General features: G+C 37.0%; 26 protein-coding genes and 1 pseudogene. 4 read left to right on the top strand and 23 right to left on the bottom strand.

Features of this window, described 5'->3' with window-relative positions:
• Positions 1–24: 24 nt before the first annotated feature.
• Entirely contained in the window at positions 25–654 is a 630-nt protein-coding gene (hisG, locus tag AC07YC_RS14485) for an ATP phosphoribosyltransferase (protein WP_036120252.1), read from the bottom strand.
• Positions 647–1,819 (bottom strand): ATP phosphoribosyltransferase regulatory subunit, encoded by a 1,173-nt coding sequence (locus AC07YC_RS14480; protein ID WP_494919727.1) that lies wholly within the window; start codon positions 1,817–1,819, stop codon positions 647–649. Before AC07YC_RS14480 ends, hisG begins: the two co-directional genes overlap by 8 nt.
• A 526-nt stretch (positions 1,820–2,345) precedes the next feature.
• On the opposite strand from AC07YC_RS14480, the gene AC07YC_RS14475 reads away from it, so the two are divergent.
• A complete protein-coding gene (locus AC07YC_RS14475; protein WP_494919726.1) occupies positions 2,346–2,549 on the top strand; it encodes a hypothetical protein in 204 nt (67 codons plus the stop codon).
• 79 nt (positions 2,550–2,628) lie between these two features.
• Here AC07YC_RS14475 and AC07YC_RS14470 read toward each other — a convergent pair whose 3' ends face one another.
• The 15 genes from AC07YC_RS14470 to lplA all read right to left on the bottom strand — a co-directional run bounded on the left by AC07YC_RS14470 (position 2,629) and on the right by lplA (position 17,043).
• Positions 2,629–3,171: an acyltransferase gene (locus AC07YC_RS14470; RefSeq protein ID WP_494919725.1), complete on the bottom strand. Its 543-nt coding sequence runs from the start codon at positions 3,169–3,171 to the stop codon at positions 2,629–2,631.
• A gap of 5 nt (positions 3,172–3,176) precedes the next feature.
• The gene (gene ppaX / locus AC07YC_RS14465) at positions 3,177–3,818 is read right to left on the bottom strand and encodes a pyrophosphatase PpaX (RefSeq protein WP_036221132.1); all 642 of its coding nucleotides are present in this window, start codon (positions 3,816–3,818) and stop codon (positions 3,177–3,179) included.
• 13 nt (positions 3,819–3,831) lie between these two features.
• Entirely contained in the window at positions 3,832–4,653 is an 822-nt protein-coding gene (gene lgt, locus AC07YC_RS14460) for a prolipoprotein diacylglyceryl transferase (protein ID WP_336637129.1), read from the bottom strand.
• A 45-nt stretch (positions 4,654–4,698) separates the two neighbouring features.
• Positions 4,699–5,634, bottom strand: a complete 936-nt coding sequence (gene hprK, locus AC07YC_RS14455) for an HPr(Ser) kinase/phosphatase (RefSeq protein WP_025116542.1) — start codon at positions 5,632–5,634, stop codon at positions 4,699–4,701.
• A gap of 122 nt (positions 5,635–5,756) precedes the next feature.
• Positions 5,757–6,074: a cytochrome c551 gene (cccB, locus tag AC07YC_RS14450; protein WP_008173280.1), complete on the bottom strand. Its 318-nt coding sequence runs from the start codon at positions 6,072–6,074 to the stop codon at positions 5,757–5,759.
• 51 nt (positions 6,075–6,125) lie between these two features.
• Positions 6,126–6,968 carry a YitT family protein gene (locus AC07YC_RS14445; protein ID WP_036120271.1) on the bottom strand — a complete coding sequence of 281 codons (843 nt, stop codon included), beginning with the start codon at positions 6,966–6,968 and terminating at the stop codon, positions 6,126–6,128.
• A gap of 172 nt (positions 6,969–7,140) precedes the next feature.
• Positions 7,141–8,370, bottom strand: a complete 1,230-nt coding sequence (locus AC07YC_RS14440; RefSeq protein ID WP_336637130.1) for an EAL and HDOD domain-containing protein — start codon at positions 8,368–8,370, stop codon at positions 7,141–7,143.
• Positions 8,371–8,540: 170 nt separating this feature from the next.
• Entirely contained in the window at positions 8,541–9,185 is a 645-nt protein-coding gene (locus AC07YC_RS14435) for a VTT domain-containing protein (protein ID WP_225316111.1), read from the bottom strand.
• A 255-nt stretch (positions 9,186–9,440) separates the two neighbouring features.
• Positions 9,441–10,988 carry a fatty acid--CoA ligase family protein gene (locus AC07YC_RS14430; protein WP_494919724.1) on the bottom strand — a complete coding sequence of 516 codons (1,548 nt, stop codon included), beginning with the start codon at positions 10,986–10,988 and terminating at the stop codon, positions 9,441–9,443.
• 142 nt (positions 10,989–11,130) lie between these two features.
• Positions 11,131–13,065, bottom strand: coding sequence for an FtsX-like permease family protein (locus tag AC07YC_RS14425; protein ID WP_494919723.1), 1,935 nt, complete (start codon positions 13,063–13,065; stop codon positions 11,131–11,133).
• Positions 13,037–13,813: an ABC transporter ATP-binding protein gene (locus AC07YC_RS14420; protein WP_144788976.1), complete on the bottom strand. Its 777-nt coding sequence runs from the start codon at positions 13,811–13,813 to the stop codon at positions 13,037–13,039. Before AC07YC_RS14420 ends, AC07YC_RS14425 begins: the two co-directional genes overlap by 29 nt.
• A gap of 12 nt (positions 13,814–13,825) precedes the next feature.
• Positions 13,826–14,251, bottom strand: a complete 426-nt coding sequence (locus AC07YC_RS14415) for a hypothetical protein (RefSeq protein ID WP_494919722.1) — start codon at positions 14,249–14,251, stop codon at positions 13,826–13,828.
• Between the two features lie 11 nt (positions 14,252–14,262).
• Entirely contained in the window at positions 14,263–15,246 is a 984-nt protein-coding gene (locus tag AC07YC_RS14410) for a sensor histidine kinase (protein ID WP_336637134.1), read from the bottom strand.
• The gene (locus AC07YC_RS14405) at positions 15,246–15,950 is read right to left on the bottom strand and encodes a response regulator transcription factor (protein ID WP_008173292.1); all 705 of its coding nucleotides are present in this window, start codon (positions 15,948–15,950) and stop codon (positions 15,246–15,248) included. Before AC07YC_RS14405 ends, AC07YC_RS14410 begins: the two co-directional genes overlap by 1 nt.
• Positions 15,951–16,050: 100 nt before the next feature.
• Entirely contained in the window at positions 16,051–17,043 is a 993-nt protein-coding gene (gene lplA, locus AC07YC_RS14400) for a lipoate--protein ligase (protein ID WP_494919721.1), read from the bottom strand.
• Positions 17,044–17,187: 144 nt separating this feature from the next.
• Between lplA and yhfH the strand changes: the two genes are divergently transcribed.
• Positions 17,188–17,313 (top strand): protein YhfH, encoded by a 126-nt coding sequence (gene yhfH, locus AC07YC_RS14395; protein ID WP_008173294.1) that lies wholly within the window; start codon positions 17,188–17,190, stop codon positions 17,311–17,313.
• 198 nt (positions 17,314–17,511) lie between these two features.
• Here yhfH and AC07YC_RS14390 read toward each other — a convergent pair whose 3' ends face one another.
• The 6 genes from AC07YC_RS14390 to AC07YC_RS14365 form a co-directional block, all read right to left on the bottom strand.
• Positions 17,512–19,701 carry a YhgE/Pip family protein gene (locus AC07YC_RS14390; RefSeq protein ID WP_494919720.1) on the bottom strand — a complete coding sequence of 730 codons (2,190 nt, stop codon included), beginning with the start codon at positions 19,699–19,701 and terminating at the stop codon, positions 17,512–17,514.
• Positions 19,702–19,833: 132 nt separating this feature from the next.
• Positions 19,834–20,406: a TetR/AcrR family transcriptional regulator gene (locus tag AC07YC_RS14385; protein WP_008173298.1), complete on the bottom strand. Its 573-nt coding sequence runs from the start codon at positions 20,404–20,406 to the stop codon at positions 19,834–19,836.
• Between the two features lie 121 nt (positions 20,407–20,527).
• Positions 20,528–21,055: a FixH family protein gene (locus AC07YC_RS14380; RefSeq protein WP_494919719.1), complete on the bottom strand. Its 528-nt coding sequence runs from the start codon at positions 21,053–21,055 to the stop codon at positions 20,528–20,530.
• A gap of 3 nt (positions 21,056–21,058) precedes the next feature.
• Positions 21,059–22,447, bottom strand: coding sequence for a sensor histidine kinase (locus AC07YC_RS14375; protein ID WP_494919718.1), 1,389 nt, complete (start codon positions 22,445–22,447; stop codon positions 21,059–21,061).
• Positions 22,444–23,127 carry a response regulator transcription factor gene (locus tag AC07YC_RS14370; RefSeq protein WP_036120294.1) on the bottom strand — a complete coding sequence of 228 codons (684 nt, stop codon included), beginning with the start codon at positions 23,125–23,127 and terminating at the stop codon, positions 22,444–22,446. Before AC07YC_RS14370 ends, AC07YC_RS14375 begins: the two co-directional genes overlap by 4 nt.
• A complete protein-coding gene (locus tag AC07YC_RS14365) occupies positions 23,124–24,095 on the bottom strand; it encodes a YncE family protein (RefSeq protein ID WP_225316110.1) in 972 nt (323 codons plus the stop codon). Before AC07YC_RS14365 ends, AC07YC_RS14370 begins: the two co-directional genes overlap by 4 nt.
• A 164-nt stretch (positions 24,096–24,259) precedes the next feature.
• Here AC07YC_RS14365 and AC07YC_RS14360 point away from each other — a divergent pair, with 164 nt between their 5' ends.
• Positions 24,260–25,354: a glycosyltransferase family 2 protein gene (locus AC07YC_RS14360; RefSeq protein ID WP_494919717.1), complete on the top strand. Its 1,095-nt coding sequence runs from the start codon at positions 24,260–24,262 to the stop codon at positions 25,352–25,354.
• A gap of 164 nt (positions 25,355–25,518) precedes the next feature.
• Positions 25,519–26,036, top strand: a pseudogene (locus AC07YC_RS14355) (collagen-like protein); the annotation flags it as partial.

Raw genomic sequence — 26,036 nt, 5'->3', positions numbered from 1 at the left:
CATATGTAGCCAGATATGATTACTTTATTGTTCATTCACACACTTCTTTAGTCGTCTTACAAGGTCAATAATGCGTTCACCCTTCATGCGATAACTGACTGGATTGGCAATTAACCGAGATGAGACAGCCGAAATAAATTCATATTCCACTAGGCCGTTCTCTTTTAATGTGCGTCCTGTAGAAACAATATCGACAATTCGATCAGCTAAGCCAATCATAGGAGCTAATTCAATAGATCCATTCAGCTCAATGATTTCGACTTGCTCCCCAATGCCTTTATAATATTTCATCGCAATATTCGGATATTTCGTTGCAATTCTAGGAGCAATCTCATTCATCTCTGTATGGGGTAAACCCGCTGATGCGATATAGCAATTACTAATTTTTAAATCCAGTAATTCATGTACCTCTCTCTGCTGCTCTAACAAAACATCCTTCCCTGCAATACCGATATCCGCTACACCATGTTCAACGTAAACAGGCACATCCATTGGCTTTGATAAAATAAAGCGAATTTTCTCTTCTGGTATTTCAATCATTAATTTACGCGACATCTCTACCTCTTCTGGTAAATTAAATCCTGCCTCTAATAGCATTTGGTAGGCTTCTTCAAAGATTCGCCCCTTTGGCATTGCAATTGTTAATTCATTCACTGCCAACTTCCTCCTGTCCAACTACAACTACTTCAGTAAAGTGTGCTAAAAAGGCTTCTTCATCGACTAGGCTACTACGCAACTGTAAGGTAGCAAATTTCCCCGCTCCTCGTAATGTGTTTACCTGTAATAAAGCTGCCTCAAATTGTTCTTCCTCAAACAGCACAACAGTTGTTTCTTGCTGCCCCTCTGATTGCCCATTTAATGTTTCCAATAAACGATCGACACGAATGCTAAAGCCTGTCGCACCAGCTTTTGATCCAAACACCTCTAACAATCCATCGTAACGACCACCATTCCCTAATGGAAAACCACTGCCTAAGGCAAATATTTCAAAAAGCATACCTGTGTAGTAACTCATATGACTCGAAAGTGTAAAATCAAACGTAACATAATCAGCTAGGTCAGCCATCTCCAATAGCTGAGCAAGCTGTTGCATATATTCTAATGCATCATTTTTGCGAACATATTGTTCAATATCACGAATGTCCTTCACATCCATTGCTTCTTCAATAAACTGGAGAAGAGCATCCGCTTTAGCCTTTGGTAAATTAAATGACTCTACCGCTTCTTCAAATCCAACATGATTTCGCTGGACAAGTAAAGTTCTCAGTGTAGCTTGCTGTTCAATACTCTCTGTGTAATCTTGTAAAATGCAGTTTAGGATTCCTGCATGCCCAATCGTCACTTTAAACGCTTCTAGTTGTAAGTGTTTCAAAAGCTCCATTGCTGTCACTATGACTTCTGCATCAGCAAATACGGATTGGTCGCCTATTAATTCAATGCCCATTTGATCGAACTCTGCTGGTCTCCCACCTTCTGCTTCTTGTGCACGAAAAACACTTGCGAAGTACGCTAAACGTTGAGGAATCATTTCTTTCAATAATTTTGAAGTGGCCACTCGAGCAATGGGGGTCGTCATATCCGGTCGTAGCACTAATGTATTTCCTTGACTGTCCACAAGTTTAAATAAATGAGTATCAGCGATCGCGGAGGCTTTTCCGACTGTATCAAAATATTCAACAGCTGGTGTTTTGATAAACTCATATCCTCTTTTACATAAGAAATCTTTGCCAGACTGTCTTACTGCTTCAACTTTTTCAAAGATCTGTGGAAATGTGTCACGCATTCCAAGTGGTTTTTCAAACATTTTTATTGACGACATTTGAACACTTCCTCACATTCACTTTAATTCACTAGAGTATTAGAGAATTAGATTATGAAAGAATTCTAACTTAATTCTTTTCAACAGTCAACGTAATTTCCCTTAATTATCTAAATCTTTAATTTACTTTTCATTTGAATAATATAGAGAGGCAAGTGCAAGTTGAAGAAAATCTACAAAACTTAAAGATTGAGAATGAGAATGTGTCTAAAATGTGACAAACAAATCATGGACGCTGTTAACTTGTCTGTAAAAAATTGATAATGATTCTCGAGTGGACGGAAATATAGACCATTCCACCACCTATTCTCAATACGACCCAACATAAAATTATATCAACATAATTTTATTGCGATGTATAATTAAAATGATTCTCAATCTCATTATCAATAAAAATACTATTCTATCAGTATTTCCGATGATTATTACTCTCATTCTACTTTTACTTTTACAATTTAAAATTCTTAATATAGAATAGCATTAATAAATAAAACAACAGTTATAATACACATTGGAGGGATTTATGATGGCATGTCCATTCGTACAACTTAGTGAGCAAATGATCGTTAGTATTTGTAAGGGAGATTTTTATCCTGGTGATAAAATTACATTGCATACAACCGAAGATATTGATGGTACTGCCATTAAATCAGCTTTCGTTGAATCAACTTGCTTAGGCGATCATAGTAATTGTGAATTCAAATCAGAATATGATGCTGTACACGCATAAATCGGCTTCATAATACAAAAAAACAAAAGCTACTCCCAAAAATTGTTGGGAGTAGCTTTTTGAACTTATTGAAGGTTTATTATTTTTTAGGTGTACACCATTGCACTATTTCATGACGTTTCCGCTCTGCCATTTGCTCTGCTGTATAAATAATTTGCATCGGGTTTCCTCCTGCTAGGCAACCAGCCGGCACATCCTTATGTACAAGAGTAGCGGCCGAAACAATGGCGCCATCTCCAATTGTCACACCAGGTAAAATGGTAGAATTCGCACCAACCATTACTTCATGACCAATATGGACATCCCCTAAACGATATTCCTCTATTAAATATTCATGGGCTAAAATGGTCGTATTAAAGCCAATCACTGTATTATTTCCAATAAAAATACGTTCAGGATACATAGTGTCTGGCATAACCATTAAGGCTAATGATGTTTTTTCACCAATGGTCATTTTTAAAAATATTCGATAAAGCCAGTTTTTCACACGTAAAAATGGTGTGAAGCGTCCAATTTGAATGATAATGAAACACTTCATCACCTTCCAAAAGGACACCGTATCGTAGATTTTCCAAAGAGAATTCGCTCCTTCGACACGGTAACGTTCTGTTTTACGCGCCATCTACCTTACCCCTCTTTCACAATATCCAATAAATCCGTCATATGATGCAAAATATATTCCGGTTGATACTGCTGCAAATACGCCTCACCTTTAATCGCCCAAGCGACACCCGCTGCTCTGACTCCTGCACGATGCCCGGCTTCTATATCATGCGAATTATCTCCAATCATAATGGCATCATCTTTGTCGACGCCTAGACGTTCCAATGCAAGTAATACTGGTTCAGGATCAGGTTTCACATTTTTCACATTATCTGTTCCAATACGCACATCAAATAGGTGTGTTGCTCCAAGGATAGATAGCCCACGATCAATCGTATCATTCCGTTTTGTCGAAACAATCGCCAATAATATTCCTTGCGCTTTTAATTGCTCTAATGTCGAAACAACATCAGGGTATTGACTAACAAGCTCATCATGATGCTCTAAATTCCAAGCTCGATATTTGGCTATTAAAGCTTCCTCTTCACCTGGTGCAATGTCATTAAATGTCTGCTTGAGGGATGGACCAATGAATTTCAAGCAATCTTTTGGCGAAAATTGCCCGGGAAATCTCTCATTTAAAACATGCATAAATGTTTGAATGATTAATTCATTTGTATTCAGTAAAGTTCCATCAAAATCAAATAGTAGTGCCTTTACAGCCATATGTTACATCCCCTTATTTATTATCTAAGTATTTCATGGCTGGTTTAACCTTTATTCGACGATAAATAATGGCCCCAAGACCTACTACAATACTTATAATAGATACAATTTGTGCTGAGCGTAAATCGCCAACTAGGTAAAGACTATCTGTACGCATTCCTTCAATGAAGAAACGACCAATAGAATACCAAATTAAATAACTGAAGAAAATTTCCCCACGATTTAAATTTACCTTACGTAATGCTAGTAAGATAATGAGCCCAATTAGATTCCACACGGATTCATACAAGAACGTAGGATGTACATAAGTACCCAATTCTTCAATATACATTTGATTGATAATCCAATCTGGTAACATTAAATTTTCTAAAAATTCCTTTGATACAGGACCACCATAAGCCTCTTGATTCATAAAGTTGCCCCAGCGACCGATAATTTGTCCAATTAAAATACTAGGCGCTGCAATATCCGCTACTCGTAAAAAGCTTACATTTTTAATACGAGTAAATATGTAAGCCGTCACAAATGCACCAATTAACGCACCGTGAATAGCAATACCGCCATTCCATATCTCAATGATTTTACCTGGATTTTCACTATAGTAATCCCAGCGCATTGACACATAATAAATGCGCGCACAAATGATGGAAATCGGAACTGCCCACAATAATAAGTCTGCCAAAAAATCTTCAGGCAATCCTCGTTTTACCGCCTCTCGTTGGCCCACCACATACGCTAAAATAATACCCGATACGATGAGCAATCCATACCAACGGACTGGAATTGGCCCTAAGTGAAAGGCAATCGGGTTAATTTGTAAAAGTAATAAATCCATCTTTTGCTCCTCTCCAACTATCTGTTACCAAAGCACGGTTAACTTTTAATCATCTAATACATCGTTTGACGAAATAACTTCATCTAAACGTCTTGAAAATTCTTCAGCCGCATTTACGCCCATTTTCTTCAATCGATAATTCATCGCTGCCACTTCGATAATTACAGATACATTCCGTCCTGGTCTTACAGGAATTGTTAATTTCGTCAATTCCGTATCAATGATTTTCATCTTTTCTTCTTCTAAGCCTAATCGATCATACACTTTTTGAGGGTCCCAAATTTCCAGCTCAATAATAAGTGTAATACGTTTATACGGGCGGACTGCACTTGCACCAAATAGGGTCATAATATCAATAATGCCGATGCCTCGTATTTCCAGTAAATGCTCTAAAAGAGGAGGTGGACTACCAATTAATAAATTTTCTGATTCTTGTCGAATCTCGACACAATCGTCGGCTACTAAACGGTGACCTTTTTTGACAAGCTCAAGAGCTGTTTCACTTTTACCTACGCCACTTTTACCAATAATCAGTATACCAATGCCATACACATCAACAAGGACACCATGTGCAGCTGTCATTGGTGCTAAACGACCCTCTAAATAGTTCGTCAATCTACTTGAAAACTTGGTTGTTGTCATATGTGTTTTAAAAACTGGAACATGCTTTTCGTTGGAAGCTTGAATCAGCTCCTCAGGTACTTCTAAATCCCGAGAAATTATAATTGCAGGTGTATCCTGGGAACAAAGTAAGCGCATCCGCTCAAGCTTGATATCTGTTGGTAACATTTCAAAAAACGACAGCTCTGTTTTGCCAAGCAATTGTACTCGATTGGCTGGATAATGTGTAAAATACCCTGCCATTTCAAGTCCCGGTCTTGAAATATCACTTGTCACGATCGTTCTGCCGATTCCTTCCTCACCTGCTAATAACTCTAACTTAAATTTCTCCATAACATCTCTCGTTAATACTACGACCAATGAAAAAGCCTCCAATCAATGGATAAGGTTCTCCTTATTTTAGCATGTCTATGTATAAAAGAAATGTATTTACTCTTCACAAAAAAAACTAGCGGCTCTCCAGTCCGCTAGTTTTTGAAGTATTATTTTTTAGTAGCTAACCATTTAGCAACTGCTTCAGCATCTGCGCCTTTTACAATTCCTCCAGGCATGCCACCTTTACCATTATTAATAATATCTAAAATTTCCGATTCCGATAAACGAGAACCTACATCGTTTAATGCTGGTCCATTGGCACCTTGTAGCTCGCCACCATGACATGTCACACATGATTTCATTGCGATAGCTTCTCCATCTGGAGCAGTGGCACCTTCATTGTTAGTTGCCTCTTTATCTCCGCCTCCACAAGCTGCTAAGAAAATTGCTGAACCGAACACTAATGTTAACATTGCTTTTTTCATTAGTACCCCTCCTCATAATCGATAATACCTTACGCCGCCATTATACCAAAATTATGCACGTTTGAAACCTTCTCCTAATACCTCATAGGCATCCGAAACGATGACAAACGCTGATGGGTCAACGCTTTTAATGAGTTGTTTCAGCTTTGTGAATTCTGTCTGATAAACAACAACCATAAGAACTGGTCGTGCCTCTCCTGTATAGCCCCCAAATGCTTGTAACTTAGTTACACCCCGATTGACTTCTGCATAAATGGCTTCACGTACTTCATCTTGTTTCAACGTAATAATATAGACCATTTTAGATTGGCTAAAACCTAGCTGAATAATATCAATCGTTTTGGTTGTTACATAAAGTCCAATTAGGGCATACAAACCTTTCTCTAAATCAAAAACAACTGCTGCACTAATCGCTATGATTCCATCTATTAACAGTACACTTGTACCAAGCGTTAATCCAGTATACTTCGTAATGATTTGCGCTAGTAAATCAGTGCCACCAGTAGAAGCATTCCCTTTAAAGACCAGTCCTATTCCTAATCCCACTACAATTCCTCCAAAAAGAGCTCCAAGCAAAGGATTGTCCGTCCATGGCTCCCAGCTATTTGTTAGCAAGACAATAAACGGTAATGTAATCGTACCAATAAATGATTTTATGCCAAATTTTTTGCCGAGTAATAAAACACCAGCAATAAATAGTGGAATATTAAAGGCATATTGTACAATACCCGGATTCCAGCCAAATAACCCATGCAAAATTGTACTAATTCCACTTACCCCTCCGGAGGCAACCTGATTTGGTAATAAGAAGACATTAAAACCAATAGCAATCACTGCCGCTCCTACAATAACATACACATAGTCCACAATGTTTTCCCGAACATCATGTTTCATTTCCCCACGCCCACTTCAACTATCAGAATTTTTTTAAGACGAGATGATTATAGCAAATACTTTACACATTGAGAACTTCATCTTGATGAAGAGATTAGCGATTGGGGAGGATAAAAATAAGCTATCTTATACGAATGTAAGATAGCTTTTTGTATGAAATATTGGCACTTACTTAAAATGATTTTTCTGCCCATTCCATTGCCTCATAATATAGAAGATCCATATCATTGAGCGGGATATTTAATTGAGCACCTAGCTCCTCTAAACGCTCCCAATTTAATTGGCCTAGAGCGATACTAAATTCTAGAAAAGGCGTCATTTCTGTTTCGTGGCCTAAAATTGTAGTTGTAATATCTTCTGAAAATGGTAGCTGATGCAATATGCTACTCATAGGTCTTTGCAGTAATGTATCAATGAGAGAAAACATACCTACAAGGAAATATTCCGAAAAATTCTTTTTGTAGGAGAGCTTCGCTAACTTCTCACAAACTTTTGCTCGAAACAAGGACATACACATCACTTCTTTGAAAAGATCTGAATCAGCATCAATATCAATTTCTCGCATCGCTAATAGATAAATCCATTTTCGTAAATTGGATATACCTAATAACACAATTGCTTGTTTAATGGAGCGTACTTTAGATTTTGAACGCTTAGATGAATTATTGATCATTTGTAATAATTTATACGTTAAAGAAATATCTCGTTCGATATTTTCTGCTAATAATTGAATATTCGGTTCTTCTTCTTTTAGCAATGAGATGATATGAATATACTGAATCGTATTTGCAGGTATATCTGTTGCTTTAATAATTTGAGGTTGTTCAAAGAAATAGCCTTGAAATAAGACGTATCCAGAAGATTTAGCCACTTCAAATTGATGACGAGTCTCCACTTTTTCAGCGAGCAATTGAATATGTGGATAATTTCCTTTTACTTTATGTTCAATCTCCATTCTTTTAACCATCGATGTTGCTAGAAAATCTACTTTTATATAATCAACTTGTTCAAATAATTCATCATAGATTTCAACATGTTCATCCATAATAAAATCATCTAATGCAATTTGAAACCCATATTTTTTTAGCTCCACCACCCGTTTCACTAATTGTGATGTCAGTGGAACATCCTCTAAAATTTCAATGACAACTTGTGAAGGGTTTAAAAATTCATGAATGGAGCTCATTAATAAGTTATCAGTAAAATTAACAAAACCTGGCTTACCTTTTGTTACTTCTTCAAAACCAATTGAAAGAAATGAGTTCACCAGTACATCAATAGTTGCTGCATCTGAATCAACCATTGGAAAGGCATTAACGTTTTTGCCACGATATAATAATTCATACGCAACGACCTGTTCGTGAAGATTAAAAATAGGCTGCCTGCCAATAAATACTTCCATTTCGTTGCCCCCATTTCTCCACATTCTAGTAATTAATAGTATAGCATTTTTTACGACCTGATGCTTATACTTCAATATAATTTATCATCACCATTATAGATTTACTAGTGCTTTTTTCTACCTAAAAAAGACAGTCCCAGTGATGTGGCATCACGTTAGGACTGTCCAAATTATTTGCTAACTTTGGCCTTTATCGCACCAATTACTGCTGGAACGACAGAGATAAAAATAATTAATATAAGCACAACTGAGAAGTTATCTTTAATAATAGGAATATTACCAAAGAAATAACCAAGTAATGTACAGCTGAATACCCATAAAATAGCACCTAAAATATTATAAAGTAAGAAGTAGCTATAATTCATTTTACTTGCTCCCGCTACGAATGGGATAAATGTACGAATAAACGGCATAAAACGAGCTATTACAATTGTTTTTCCACCATGTGTATTGAAGAATTTTTCAGCTGCTTCCATACGTTCTTTTTTCACAACTCTTCCGAGAAGGCTCTTTGGAGGAATCGACGTTCCAACTTTATGACCAATATGATAATTCATTGTATCACCTAAAATGGCCGCTGCTAAAAATACTGGTATTAATATCCACATATCAAAGGCTCCCATTGCAGCAGCCAATGTACCACTTGCGAATAGTAATGAATCACCTGGTAAGAATGGGAAAATAACGACGCCTGTTTCTACAAAAACAATGGCAAATAAAATAAGATAACTCCAATTGCCAAAATCACGAATGATTTCTTCTAAATGCACATCGATATGCACAATAAAGCTTATTAACTCCTGAATGAGTTCTATCATGTTTTTGTATGCTCTCTTTCAATAGTATTTTTACCTAAAAGCTTTGACGTAGCCTTACATCAAAGGGTTCCAGTTTTGTACGTCTTTTTACATTACTTCCTCACTATATGACAAGCTGTTGAAAAGTATGTAGAAGATTTCACAAGTTTGATTTTATCACTTCCAGATAACTTACCTCAACTGATTTTACTATTATACGAATAATGTACACAAAAAAAGAGCTACCATTTTTCAATAGTAGCTTTTTTCGTTTTATACTTTTTCTTTTAAGGAACGACGAAGAATTTTCCCAGTCGTATTTTTAGGTAATTCATCCATAATTTCAATGACCTTAGGCACCTTATATTTCACCATATGCTTACCACAATACGATAGAAGATCTTCCGTCGTAGTGGCCGCCACCTCTTTTAATACCACATATGCATGAACTGCCTCTCCTAGGTTAGGATCAGGGAATCCAACTACCGCTGCCTCTACAATGTTATTATGGGCAAACAATACTTCCTCTACCTCTCTAGGATAGACATTAAAGCCTCCTACAATGATCATATCTTTTTTACGATCGACAATATAAAAATAGCCTTCGTCATCCACCCTTGCTAAATCGCCTGTATAGAGCCAGCCATCACGGATTGTCATAGCCGTTTCCTCTGGCAATTTATAATACCCCTTCATTACATTAGGGCCACGTACTATTAACTCCCCAACCTCACCAACAGGTACTTCCTGACCGTTTACATCGACAACTCTATTTTCCACATTGCTAATCGATGTACCAATAGATCCAGCTTTACGGTCACGATCCAAAGGATTAAAGCACGTCACGGGTGATGCCTCTGATAAGCCATATCCTTCTGACACACGCACATTAAATTTCTGCTCGAAATTATGTAATAGTGCAACTGGTAAAGATGCTCCTCCTGAAATAGCTAAACGAATTGTCGAGAAATCTTCAGGATTACCCTCAGGTAATTGATATAAGAAATTATACATAGTTGGTACCCCAGCAAAGACTGTTGCTTTTTGCTCTCGCGCTAAAGCAAAAATTTCTGTAGGGCTAAATCTAGGTGCTAGTAAAACTGTTGCTCCACTTAATAATGGCGCATTTACAACAACTGTTAAAGCAAAGACATGGAATACAGGTAATGTGGCAATAACACGATCCTTTTCTTGGATACCTAAATAATGGGCAACATCACGCGCATTTGAATAAACATTCTCATGCGTAAGCATCGCTCCCTTTGGCGTGCCAGTAGTACCCGAAGTATATAAAATAATAGCATTGTCATCATCTGCCACTTCAACAGGTAGTAAAGATTGAGAAGTATTGGCGACAATTTGTGTAAATAAATGAGTTTTTTCTTGAGCACTTGGTGATAAAGCTGCTACTTTTTCTGCTATATCTGCCGTTGTTTCACAAACCACAAATGCTTTTACCTGCGGAAATGCTTGTACACCTTTCTCCACCAATGGTAGTAAAAGATCCAGCGCAATAACTGCTTTTACATCGCCATTATGCAAAATATAAGAAATTTCATCTGGTGTGTAGATTGGGTTAACAGGGATTGCCGTTGCCCCTAAACGCATTGTTGCATACAAAGCAATTAAATAATGTGGTGTATTGCCGAGTAAAAACGCCACATGATCCCCTTTTTCAACACCTAAATCTTGTAACCCCTTTGCAAAACGACCAACTGTTTGCTCGAATTCTCCGTATGTCGTATCTTTCCCCATAAAATGATACGCAACTTTTTCCGGCTGTTCTGTTGCCTGTTGACGAACACGTGAAACTAAATTCAATTACACCATCCCCTTATCGTATAAAATGAATCGTTATTCAGTAATATTATATAAGAAATATATGTAAAAAACAATCAGTCTTTTTATTTCATGTCATAAATTACGTTAAATAATTCATTTTTTTCTCTTTTACACAATTACATTACGAACGAATATGAGAAATGTATCGCCAACGAATTAAATAAAAATACACTACCTGAATTAATACAAAAAAGCCAAAAGCAAAGAATACTTCTTTTACAATCGAAATATTCGCGATATCCTTCAAAATGCCCTGTACCATTAGAAACGCAAAGGCACTGTGCATCATAGCAACGCCCCATGGTAAGAAAAATTGAGGAAATAAATGGCGGTTAACAAGCTTCTTTAACTCTATATCCGTTAAGCCCATACGCATTAAAACATCAAATTTACGCTTTTCTCTCTCTAGTGATGTATGCAATTTAAAATAGATAAAGCTTCCTGCAGCCAGTAAGAATACAGTAGCTACTAGAACTCCCACTAATGTAAATAATGAGTAGGTAGCTAATATATAAGAATAATTTAATCCGGCATTTTCAAAGTAGAATGGACTGAATTTATCCTTTTTAAGAAAATATAAATTGGATTCTAAATAATCGATGTCCTTACCGACTTCCTTCGTTTCCATCCACTGCGGAATAACAAATGTAAATAAATGATAGCTTGGTTGAATAATATTTTCCTCAGAAATAGGAAGAATAAGCTTTGCAAAATCCTCATCACTAATAACAATCGAGTTTACGCTTACAATTGAACCAGGAAACACAATTTTAGGATAAACACTATCAATCGTAATTGGTATCGAATTTTCTTCAAGCACTGTATGCACAACTCTATTTTTTAATTTTTTTAGTGAATCCTCTGAATAGGGAATAAATACCGCTTCACCGGAATCAAGATTTAGAAGTGGATAACTATAGGAAGATAGCAAGACATTCATATCAGACTCACGAAAAACCTCTACTTCATTTTGCGTGAAAGAAGATGTTTGCTTAACAACAACAAAGCGGGACAGCTGATAGGATAACCCCTTCTCTTCTAATTGCAGACGCAAAGAATTTATATGCTCTCGCTCAAAAGGATTATCAATATCGCCCTTATAAACTAAGCCCAATGGATTTAAACGATCATATTGGGTTGTGTAAGAAGACATTGTCGCTAATACACCTACAGATAAAAATGCGAGTGTGGAAACCATAGTAACGACAAAAAACATTTTCACATTATCCATCATAATATGAGTTTGCTCAGCTAGTGAGAGCAGACGATAGCGTTGCCAATGAAATTTACGTTTACCACGTGCTAAATCTAAAAAACACGGAACAGAATCGCTGAAAAAATAATAAGTACCAAATGTTGCTGAAAATGGTATTAATAGCGTTAGTCCTATTAAAGACGTATGTCCGACAACAAACGCGAGAATATAAGTCCCTAAAATTAAAGTAATACCGTATATAGCCCGAATTTTGGAATAGGTTGTTAAACTATTTAAATAATCACTACCTTTAATTAGATCCCGTAATTTCCTCTCTCGTGTAAAATATACACTAATAAAAGAAATGACGACAAAGGCACTTGTGAATACGCCAATTGTCAGTAGGAATGGCTGCCAGGAAACATATAATGGTAACTCATCCAAATGTAAAATTTCCCGTACAATCATGAAAAAGAATTTTGAAAAAGAAAAGCCAAAAACAATTCCTACAATGATGGAGCCTGCCCCAATAATCATTGTCTCTAGAAAGACAAGTTTATTCATCTGACGCTTTTCCATCCCTAGATGCAATAACATCGCAAATTCATGTGATCTAGCCTCTAAAAAGGCACTCATAGAATAATATAAAAAGAATAACGTAAAAAGGACGAGTACAATTTCAGCACCCACCATGCCAATAAGTGATACTTCTCCTAATATTCCGCGTTCAATATCAGGATGAAACATCAGCATTGAATAGATAAAAAATACAGCCACAGAAAAAAAGCTCGCCATGAAAAAGGCACCATATATCCGGCTGTTCCGTACGACATTACGGTAAGCGAATTGTCGAAAGGTCACCTACTTGCCCTCCTCCTAGTAAGCTCAAAACATTTAAAATACGTTGGAAAAACATTTGACGACGGTCATCTTTATAAATTTCATTGAAAAATTCGCCATCTTTTATGAATAGCACTCGATCACAGTAACTTGCTGCAATTGGATCATGCGTTACCATCACAATCGTCGTGCGTTTATCTTTATTTACTTTCGTTAAAAGTTCAAGTACATCCCGTGAAGAATTCGAATCTAAATTACCTGTTGGCTCATCTGCTAAAATGAGACTTGGATTATGAATAAGTGCTCGACCTATGGCTGTTCTCTGTGCTTGTCCACCCGAAATTTCATTTGGACGCTTGTGCAAGAAGGGTGTCAAATCTAACTTATCGACAATATTAGCCAGCCGTTCCTCCATTACCTCTAATGGTTGCTGGTCCAATGTTAACGGCAACACAATATTCTCCTCAACTGTTAGCATATGCAGAAGATTGAAGTCCTGAAAGACAAAGCCTAGCTGCCTTCTTCTAAAGTAGGCTAGCTCCGTTGCATTAAGCTTATGAGGATTCATGCCATCTAAAATTATCTCTCCACTCGTTGGTTCATCAATAGTAGAAATAATATTCAATAATGTTGTTTTACCACTTCCGGAAGGGCCCATAACTGCTAAAAACTCGCCTTCTTCCACGTCAAAGCTCAATTGATTTAAGGCACGATGTGTGACCTTGCCTTCATAAACTTTTGTCACATCTTTAATTTGTAATATAGGCATGCTAAATTCACCTTATTTCTTCATTAATTCTAATGATTGCGGTAAAAGCCACTGTAATACAACTTCAAAGCCGATTTGAAAATGGGGCTCTGTTAATTCTAAAACGGACTCTTCCGCTACTAAACTAAAACAATGCTCTCCTATAATGACATCCCAGGCATCCATTTCTCCCTCGAGAATTTCACCATATACAGTGTAATGTCCACTATACATAATCTGTTGACCATCAACAGGAAACCCATTTAATAATGTTGGTTGTTGTAAGTTTAACCCAAGGATATTTGAAAAATGCAGTAGTTGTTCATTTAGCACTTCATTTGCCATGACGAAATTTTGATAAGTTACTTGATCGCCCTCTTGCAAATGTGTCATAAAAAGAGACTTTGTTTTCTCTTTATCGATATTTAATAGCCAGCCTTCAATGCTTACTTCTGTCATCCTAGCTCCCCCTAATTTGTAAATGTCAATGTAACAATCGTCCCTTTTCCTACCTCTGATGAAATAGCCAATTCATGTCCAAGCTTCTCGCAAATTTCCTTGGCTAAATAAAGGCCCATCCCAGTAGACTCCCCTGTTTTCCGCCCATTTTCACCAGTAAAAAAGGCCTTCGTAACACGTGAAAGGTCAGAAGCTGGAATACCGATCCCCTCATCGCAAATGGCTAGCTGTACATAATCATCCTTTTTAATAGCAGAAATGACTATTTTTTTATTGGCTTCAAATGTGTATTTCACTGCATTGGTTACAAACTGACCGAGAATGAAGCGAAGCCATTTCGAATCACTCGCCACAATAAGATCATCTTCAATATGAATTTCAGGGAATACTCTTTTCGTAATAAATAAACGTTTATTCTCATTAACAGTTGCAGTCACTATGGACTTTAATGCAACCTGTTCTACTTGCATATCATCTTCGAAGTTTTCTAATCGTGCATTTACAAGCACCATGTCTAAGCCTCTACGTAAACGATCAATTTCCTCCTGCACATTTTTCTTATCCAGCGGACGATCATCCTGCAGCAGTAACTCTATGACAGATATAGGTGTTTTCATCTGATGCACCCACTGATTCATAAATTGATCATGACGTTTTTGACTAGCGTATAATGAATGCAGCTCATGTTGATAGAGTCGATATAGCTCATGCATATATTTCTCTGTTTGCATTGCTTCTGGCGTTTTGGCATTTTTTTGTAACACATCCTCCATTGCTGTTGGTAGCTGGGATATTTTCAACAAATAACGTTGCCGCATTAAATAGCGAACAAGTAAAAATGAACAGAGCAGCACAAGACTGATACAGAAGGAATATATAGCTGTATCGATATTTCTGAATCCATCTAGTCCATATAACACCATGATAAAGCCAACTAATAGGAGCTGAAATACAATAAATGATGCATAATCACGTAAAAATAATTTCCAGCCCACTATAATTCACCCGCACTCAATATGAATCGATAGCCTGCGCCACGCACAGTTTCAATAGTTGATGCAATTTGATAATCCGCTAATTTTTTACGGACGCGAGTCATATTAACATTCAACGTATTTTCATCGACAAATGCTTGATCATCCCAAAGTTCCTCTAATAGTTGCTCCCGTGTTACTACTTTCGGAGCATTCCCCATAAGCAATTCTAAAATAATACACTCTTTTTTCTGGAGTGGGATTTCTAATTCATTTTTATGCAGCTCCATCCTCTCTAAATGAAGAATAAGCTGTCCTTGCTTAATTGTCCGCTCCTCTTGCCTTGTAGCATACTCACCATATGTACGACGCAAATGACTACGAATTTTAGCCAAGACAATTTCATAATTAAAGGGCTTTGTAATAAAATCATCGCCCCCATTTTCAAGTGCAAAAATTTGGTCCATTTCCCCTGAGCGAGCAGAAATAAAAATAATTGGACACGTTGTATGCTGACGTAGCTGACGGCACCAATAGTAGCCATCATATGAAGGTAAATTTATATCAAGCAGCACCATATGTGGATTAAATGCTGTAAATTCTTCTATAAGATGATCAAATTCTTGAATGGTTTCAACTTCGTATTGATATTTTCTAAGCGTTTCCGCTAGTAATGATGCAATCTTCACATCATCTTCAACTATGAATATTCGATGCTTTTCCATATCAACACTCCTTTCTAACTATATTGTATCAAAAAAAGGTTCGACGACATAATTGTCAGCGAACCTTTAGGCTAAATCATTACATGAAATCGAATTTTTCTTAATAAATTAATTGTAAAAAGTCCTCAGTTGAAATTCCACCAAAATATGTAGGAATATCAATATCTGCTAATGCTTCTGCTATAGCCGTTCTATCATGGTTTGTCCCAACTAGGCGTTGTTCTATATCAGTCATATCCCCTACACCAAAGAAATCTCCAAAAATATGCGCCTCTTCGATGATACCATGATTAACTTCAAGACGAATATCAATGCCTCCTGTTGGGAAACGGTGCGTCTTTTGAATATTAAAGCGCGGTGATTTACCATAATTCCATTCCCATGTTTGATAACGTTCTGCTGAAAGCTTATGAATATTTTCCCAATCTTGTTCCGTCAGTTCATAATAACGAATGTTTGCTTCCCCATCGAAAATGGATTTTAAAATTTCAAGGCGGAATTCTTCAATCGTCATCTTTTCTTTTAAAAACTCCGAAATGTTTGCTACTCGGGAACGAATAGATTTAATTCCTTTAGACTCAATCTTGTCCTTTTTGACCTTCAAGGCTGACACAACGGCATCTATTTCAGTATCAAACATCAACGTCCCATGACTGAACATACGGCCTCGTGTAGAAAACTGAGCATTTCCAGAAACTTTACGCCCCTCTGCAAGAATATCATTACGTCCTGAAAGCTCCGCATTCACACCCATTTTTGCCAAAGCATCTACTACTGGCTGTGTGAATTTTTTATAATTCATAAAGCTATCGCCATCATCGTTTGTAATAAAACTGAAATTAAGATTCCCTAAATCATGGTACACGGCTCCACCACCTGACAAACGGCGAACAACAATTATGTCATTATCCTCTACATAATCCGTATTAATTTCTTCAATGGTATTTTGATTTTTACCGATAATGATGGATGGCTGGTTAATATAAAAAAGTAGCACTGGCTCCTTTTCAACATCCATTGTTTTAAGTAAATACTCCTCAATAGCAAGGTTAACACGTGGATCATGGATCCCTTTATTATCAACGAAAATCATAGTTTACGTTTCCTCCTTCACACAATATCCATATTTATTTTAACGCAAATTAGGCATTTTGTGTTGACGAAAAGCATCTGTTATAATACACTAGAAAATATCATAACAGTAATAGTACAGATGAACTTAAAGGAGGAGTCCACAATGTTAGAAAACGTAGTTGAATTTTTCAAGAATTTGCCTGCTAAGCAATGTACAGAGTGCGGTGAAAAAATTGAAGAACAAAGTGAATGCTACTGCAACACTTGTGAAAAATGTAACCACCTATAAGCATTTGCCTATTCTGTAATTGTCATTTACGTGCCCCACACGTAGTCATAATGACAACTTCATCATATTTTGATGAACCTTTAATTAAATCTCTTACACTTACAAAACAACAGCTGATACGCTCATATCAGCTGTTGTTTTTTGGCGTTTAAAACCAAAAAGAAGCACCCACCTCAGTTGGTGAGTGCTTCAACTATTTTAGTTTTCCTCAGCTATTTTAGAGTAACGTTTGTTATGCAGTAGCATGAAGTAACCGAATGTGATGGCTAAGAATGCTACTAAGAAGCCAGCTAAAACTCCATAGTTTTGCATTAAGAATGACATATCGTCAGTAGAAATGCTTGTTTTAAATGCTTGAACCGTATAAGTCATTGGTAATAGTTTGTTAAATACTTGTAATGGTGATGGAATTAATTCAAGTGGGAAAGTACCTGCACTTGTTGTTAATTGTAAAATCAATACAACAATTGCCATGAAACGTCCTGGATCACCAAAGATCGAAACAAGCATCTGGATTAATGCTAAAAATACATAGCTTGTTAATAATGCTGTTAAAATAAAGTAGCCCATATTATTGACTTCAAGTCCTAGACCCCATTTAACGATAACTACTGTTAGTACTGTTTGCACTAAACCTACGACTGCTAAAACAGTCACTTTACTTGTGAACCAAGATGCACCATTTTTTGGACGAATAGCTGGTTCAACAAGTGGGAACACAATTGAAATTAATAATGCACCTACGAATAAACCTAGAGAAATAAAGTATGGTGCAAAACCTGTACCATAGTTAGGAACATGGTTGACTGATTCTTTTTCAACTTCAACCGGACTACCTACCATATCGTAAGTGTCTTGATTAGCTTTTACTTCATTTGCTTTTTCACTTGCCTCACCTAATTTGCCTGATAATGTAGACGTACCATCAGCAAGTTCTGTAGAACCATCTGCAAGTGTTGCAGAACCTTGTGCTAGCTCACCAGATTTTGAAGCAAGGGTAGATGTTCCTTGATTTAAAGTCGTTGTACCATTCGCTAATTCATTTAAACCAGATGCCAATGTTTTAGAGCCTGTTACAGCTGTATTCACACCCGCATTTAGTTCCCCTAATTTTGCAGCTAATGTTGCATTACCTGCTTGTAGACCTTTGGCACCTTCCACTAAAGCATTACTTTTTGCTGTTAGAGCATTAGCACCTGCTAGCACCTCCGCTTGCCCTGCTGCAATTTGACCTGCACCTGAGCTTACTTGATTAGCACCAGCTTGTAATTTTTCTGTACCTGTAGATAATGATGTTAAACCGTTGTGTACACTAGCACTACCGGCTTGTAGCTCTGCTAATGTTTGCTTTAATGCCGCCGCTTGTTCCTCTGACATTGAAGCCATCATTGTTTGTAACTGGTTGGATAACGCTGTAATACCTGCTTCTACCTTAGCCGAACCAGCAGTTAATTGGTTGGCTGCACCATTTAATGCACCTGCATTTTCAGCAATAGAAGCTGCACCTGCACTAATTTGTTGCTGTTTATCATTTAAAGTGTTTAAACCTGCCCCAACTTTAGCAACACCTTGTGTATATTGTGATAATCCTTGCTCAAGGCTAGTTGCACCATTGGCAGCTTGCTGTGCACCTTGTTGTAATTGTACTGTACCATCTTGAAGTTTAACTAAACCACTAGATAAATCATTCGCACCTTTTGCAGCATCTCCAGCACCTTTTGTTAATTTATCTGTACCATTTGATAGTTCAACTGTACTTGATGCTAGCTGTTCAAGATAACCTTTTAAATCTTTTGCACCGTTCGCAACTTTTTGGGCACCTTCATCAAGCTTATTAGAGCCATCAGCGGCTTCTGTAAAGCCATCACCGAGTGTTGCGATAGAATCAAATAATTTTTCAGCGTAAGTTGCTGAAACTTGTGAATTTACTTCTGCACGGACACGATCCATTGCAGTCTCACCAATTTGTGCACCAAGGAAGTTTAGCCCTTCGTTTGGAATGTAGTTCATAACCAATTTTGATGGTTTGTCATCTAATAATGTTGTAGCATGCTCAGAGAAATTTGTTGGAATTTCTAGAATCATATAATAATCACGGCTATTTAAACCTTTTTCGGCTTCTTCTTTTGAGACCTCTATAAAGTTAAACTGCTCGCTATCTATCAACTTATCAACTAAGGTATCCCCTAAGTCTAATTTTACGTCATCCATCTCAGCACCAGTATCCTCATTAACAACAGCTACTGGAAGATTAGGAAGCCCTGCATAAGGATCCCAAAACGCCCATAAAAACATACCCGCATACATTACTGGAATAAATAATACAGCAATGATGGAAACAAGCATTTTTCTTGTTTTAAAGATCTTCAGCCACTCAGCTTTAATCATATAATATCCTCACTCCTAAACTATTTGACCGAAAACGTCATTCAGTCATTTTTGTTCAAAAAAAAATATAAACCCTTCAACCTTTGCAAAAAGAACACTTGATTCGACACTTTAGTGAATATCGAAATCGAATCAAGTTAGAATTAAACCTCGAAAGATTGTCTCCTTGAAAAGATTAAGAATCTTCTCTTCAGGGATCACATCACCGTGTAACTCATGCCAATCGACAACAAATGCAAGATAGGCCTTTAATAGTAAGTAACTAACCAGCTCTGCATCACAATCTCTAATTTCACCTTTATTAATACGTCGCTGAATTAACTCTGCAACATACGATAAAATTTCTGTCTCGATGCGTAGAAGCACCTGTTTAACAGCTGGTGTACGTAGTTCTTTTTCTTCCTCTATTAACTTCGCAAATAAAAGATGTTTTTCACGGAACTGTAGCATTTTCATTAAAGCATTATGTGCATTATCCATAAAGCTTGCTGATGCATCCAACACTGCATCCGCTTCACCCTTCATCTCTCGAACTAGTGACATAGCGATTTCCTGAAATAAAATCTCTTTATTTGCAAAGAATGTATAAATCGTACCTTTACCAACATTAGCTATCTTTGCCACTTGCTCCATTGTTGTTGCTTTGTAGCCAAACAATGTGAAAGATTTTGCAGCTGCTTCAAGAATTTCCTGCCTACGATCCATTAGTAACACCCTTTCTTGTTAGGTTATGTACATCAAAAGTACACTTTCATAAAAATGACCAGAAAACCATTCCGGTCATCTGGTCATTATCATATTCCTATTTTTAAAAAATTGCAAGTGTTTAATGATGATTTTCTTCATCTTTTTTTTCTTCAGTTTGATCAGTATCGTCAGAAGTGCCATTATCATGGTTCATCATGTTATTATCCATACTGTTATTGCTCTTTTCATCTTCTGGCAAAACTTGTGTCATATCGGGACTTCCTGCAAGAATTTCTTGCTTAGGCATGTTATGAACACCATTTGCTGTTGTATGCGCATACATATAATAAACCCCATCATGATCAAATGTAGTTGTCGCTTTATATACGCCATCTTTGTCTAATTTTCCATCAATCATTTGTCCTTCATCACGTTTCCCTGATTCCCACACCTCAAACTCTACTACAGCGTCATCAACATTTTTACCACCCTGCTCAACATGGGCCGCTAGCTCAATTGTTTCATTAAGTGGTACTTCTTTTGGTGTTAAAATTTCAACTTCTGGTATTTGTGGAACTTCTGGCTCCGGTAAAGCCTCTTCTTTTTTTTCTCCACAGCCTACCAATAAGGCAGGAATCGCAATTAGTGCAAATAACCATTTTTTCATTTTTTAATCCTCCATTAATGGCAATGTAATCTTAACGATTGTGCCTTTTTCAATAATACTTTTTATTTCCAATCTTCCCTGTAGCTGTTTTAATAATTGCTCTACAATCGATAAACCTAGTCCACTACCGCCATCTGCTCGACTCCGCGCCTTGTTAACACGGTAGAATCGCTCTGTTACGTGTGATATATCCTCTTGTGGGATGCCGATTCCATAATCTTTGATGGTGATTTGTGCACTTCCATTCTTTTCAAGAGCCACCACTTCAACCTTCGAATTTTCATACGAGTAATTAATAGCATTTTCAATAATATTTATGAAAATTTGTTTAAGCTTTACCTCATCCGCTTGAATAATTAAGGCATCATCCACATCTAAATGTAATGTTATGTTCTTTTTATCTGCTTGATGTGTTAAGATTTTTTGAACCTCTCGTAAAGTCTCTCCCAAAGGAATTGGATACACTACTATGTCTGTTTGTTCATTTTCAGTTCTGGCAAGTTGAAGTAATTCGTTCGTCAACCTCTCCATTCGATTAGCCTCACGAACAATAAGCTGAATCGTTTCTTCTTTTTGATTTTCTGTGATAATGCCATTTTGCATTGCTTCACTATAGCCCTTTACATAGCTAATTGGTGTTCGTAACTCATGAGAAACAGTCGCTAAAAATGTTTTTTGTGCTTCATCCTCTTGCTGGATTGCCTCTGCCATTTTATTAAAGGTGCTTGATAATTTGCCGATTTCATCTCGTGAATTTACAGGTACACGTGTCTCATAATTCCCGTAGGACATCTGTTCCACCGCAAGTTGCAAATCGTTTAATGGTCGCATAATATGCCGAATACCTTTATAAATTAAGTAGCTTACAACCACTAAAAAAATGAAAGCACTAATAAATAACAGAATCACCCCACTATTAGCTAATTCACTAATTTTGGCTAGAGGGAAATAAATGTAAATAATTCCTTCTAATCTATTTTGATCGACAAGGGGCAAGACGACAGAAATTAGCTGTCGATCGAAACGAGGTTCATAGCCAATTTTTTGCACATAACTACCAGAAAGTAATTTCTGTCTTTCTTCAGGTCCAATTAATGTTTCATAATCTATATCAAATGGAACACAGGCACTTAATTCACGTGGATTTCTTACGGCAAATATATTTAAATTTGAATAATCGTTAAAACGTTCAATATCTGCAATAAATTCATCCGTTACCTTTCCATTGTTATACATTGTCTGTAGCTTTAGGCCAACCTCAACCATTGTATCTTCGGTATCTTGTACATATAAGCGTTGGTATAAAAAATTCGTGAGGACATACATAAAAACAACAGTAATAATTAAAAATGCAAAAATTAACAACCAAATACGTGTGGCTATCTTTTTCATTCGCCAGGATCAAAGCGGTAGCCGACTCCCCAGACCGTTTGAATATGTGCAGCCGCTTCCTTTCCAAGCTTGATGCGTAAGGTTTTTATATGAGTGTCGACAGTTCGTGTCCCACCTACATAATCAATATCCCAAATGCGCTCTAATAATTGCTCACGTGTATAGGCATTTCCCGGATTTTTCATAAATAAATGGAGTAGTTCAAATTCTTTTAAAGTAAGGGGGATACTTTTTCCATCGACCGATACTTTACGTGCAATTTCATCTATTTTAATGGGACCAAATACAACATATTTTTGCTGTAGCTCTGCAATATTTGCACCACTTCTTCTTAATACTGCGTAAATTCTAGCGACTAGTTCATCATGTGTAAATGGTTTAACAATATAATCATCACCACCAAGTGTAAGACCCTTCACTTTGTCATCATTGGCGTCACGTGCTGTCAGGAATATAATCGGAACATTGGACATAGCCCGTATACTTTGACACACAACAAAGCCATCCTCATGCGGCATCATTACATCAAGCAGCACTAAATCAATTTTCTCACGTACAATTATATCGTATGCCTCAGTACCACTCGCAGCAGTAAATGTTTCAATTTCAGAGTTATTGAGCATCATTTCTATTAGGTTCCGCATATCTTGCTCATCATCAACTATTAATACAGTTGTCATTGTTTTTCCTCCCTTACTAACAGCTGAAAAGCACCTTTCCCGACATCAACTGTTTTTTCCTTTTGGCCATCTTTTATAAAGTGCAATTTGTGATCGTCATAGCCGGCGACAACAATATAGTCTTTAAATTGATTGACCACAAAAGGGTTTGCTCCTACTTCCTGCTGCCATTTTATATGACCATCAAAGTCAGCAACATATAACTCATTATGACCATGACTGACAACAAGTACAGCATCCTTTGTCTTTTTTAACCCTACTGGCATCAATGGCATGTTTATTTCGCCATGCAATTGACCACTGCTCAAATCATATTTTTTAACCGAACTATTTGGCTTACTTCCTTCTCCATGGCCACCTATCCAAAGTTCATGAGTCTCGTCTACAATGGCTATTCCATGTGAAGATTTTTGTATCGGCCACTCCTGTTCAATTTGTAAATCCTTCATATTTAAAACAGATAATTTTGTATCTTTGAAATTTATCACATACAGCTTATCCTTATACGATGCCATTGACATAGGATAATTACCTACCCGCTTGGAGGCCAGCACGTTTCCTTCATGATCAAAGCTTGTCACTGTATTAGTTTTACTATTCGTTATAAAAAATTGCTTGATATTGTCATCATAATACACATTCGTTGTACCAACCTCTACTTTTTGAGAATAGAGCTTTTCTCCAGTAGATAGTGTATAGACGTCGATGGTATTTAATTGGTGTCCGTATAAGAGAACTTGATCATCCCCTAGCAATGTTGCTCCTGAGTAAGCTCTATCAAATAACCACTTCGCTAATACATGCCCATTTTCATCAATAAAGTCCAATGATGGCTCTTGAATATTTAATGAAGCTATAAAATTTCGATCACGCTCAATCGATTCATACGATTTTTCAGTACAACCCGCTAACCAAACTATTTGTAGTAAAGAAAAAATGAAGAATGCCCATTTTTTCAACGTTATCACCTCTGCCCCTTTACTATACTTCACAATTGTGAAATTCGGGTGAAACTTGAAAGGTAAATTTATGACAAACCATAAAAATACATTTCACAATTCAATTGTATTCATCCAGCCAATACCTCCTTCTATACATATATTACAAGGATAATGGTAAGGAGGAATAAAATGTGGTTTCCATCAGCTTATGTATGATTGTGAAAAATGAAGAAGATGTCATCGGAAGATGTCTTGAATCTGTTAAAGGTTTAGTAGATGAAATCAATATTGTAGATACTGGTTCAACAGATCGTACAAAACAAATTGTTGCTCAATTTACAGATAGAATTTTTGATTTTGAATGGATCCATCATTTTGCCGCTGCCAGAAACTATGCCTTTCAGCAAGCAACGATGGATTACATTCTTTGGTTAGATGCAGACGATGTTTTTTTAGAAGAAGATCAAGAAAAATTTAAGGCGTTAAAGAATTCTCTTTCCCCTACTATTGATGCCGTTTCAATGAATTACAATCTTAGCTTCGATAGTGAAGGAAATGTTGATGCTTTAATAAGAAGAAACCGACTAGTAAAGAAAGAAAAAAGCTTCCAATGGATTGGTGCTGTCCACGAATATTTGGAAGTAGGTGGCGAATTAATCGATAGCGATATAGCGGTTAGTCACCTACCATTAACTCATGATCATTCACGTAATATTACGATTTATAAGACATTAGTTGAATCTGGTGAAACATTATCACCACGAGATACATTTTATTTTGCTAATGAGTTACTAGATCATGGTCAATTTGAAGAAGCCATTTACTATTACGAATTATTTTTAACGTCAAAGCTTGGCTGGGTGGAAGATAATATTCGTGCTTGCTTTAAATTAGCGGATTGCTATACAAATTTAAATGATCCAGAAAACAATTTTAGTGCTATACTAAGAAGCTTTGAATACGATGTACCCCGCCCTGAGGCCTGTTGTCGACTAGGTTATCATTTCATGGAGCAATATAAGAATTATGAAGCTATTTTCTGGTACGAACAAGCACTTATCATTAAACAAAATCCTAACGCTCCTTTTCAAAATAAAAGCTTCACAACTTGGCTTCCTCACCTACAGCTTTGTGTTCTATTTGATCGTCTTCAACAATACGAACTCGCAAACGCACACAATGATTTAGCCGGCTCCTTTATCCCAAACGACGCAAAGGTTTTACACAATAAAAAGTATTTCGAGCAAACCTTAAGGTCTAATCAGACTGATTCCCAGTCATTCTAATCGCTAGAATAAATAGGACAAAAAATTACCCATTAGTATTTAGTAGGACATTATGAATCTTCAAGCATTATTAACAAACCTACTATTTACTATTAGTAAATAGTTATGTGTCTACCTCCTCTATCAACTCTCGGAATACGATATTTGAGAGAGGAGGTGAGACTTTGCATTTTGGAAATTATCTAAAACGAGTATGTAGTAAATGTAATTCTTTTCCTTGTTGTTGTAGAACTGGGCCTATTCCAAGTTGTCCAGTTTGGCCTGTAAAACCTACCGGAACTACTGGCGGTATTACAGGGGCTACTGGCGCTACTGGTGTTACCGGGGCTACTGGAACTACGGGTGTCACTGGCGCTACTGGTGTTACCGGAACTACTGGTGCTACTGGAACCACAGGTTCTACTGGGGCTATCGGTGCTACCGGCTCTACTGGCGTTACCGGAGCTACTGGTGTTACCGGAACTACTGGTGCTACTGGCGCTACTGGTGTTACCGGAACTACTGGTGCTACTGGTGCTACAGGGGCTACTGGGACTATCGGTGCTACTGGCGTTACCGGAGCTACTGGTGTTACTGGAACCACAGGTTCTACAGGTTCTACTGGTGCTACCGGCTCTACTGGCGTTACCGGAGCTACTGGTGTTACCGGAACTACTGGTGCTACTGGCGCTACTGGTGTTAC

The sequence above is a fragment of the Lysinibacillus sp. GW247-5R2A genome (assembly GCF_059424475.1).
This window is presented reverse-complemented; position numbering and strand designations above follow the sequence as displayed.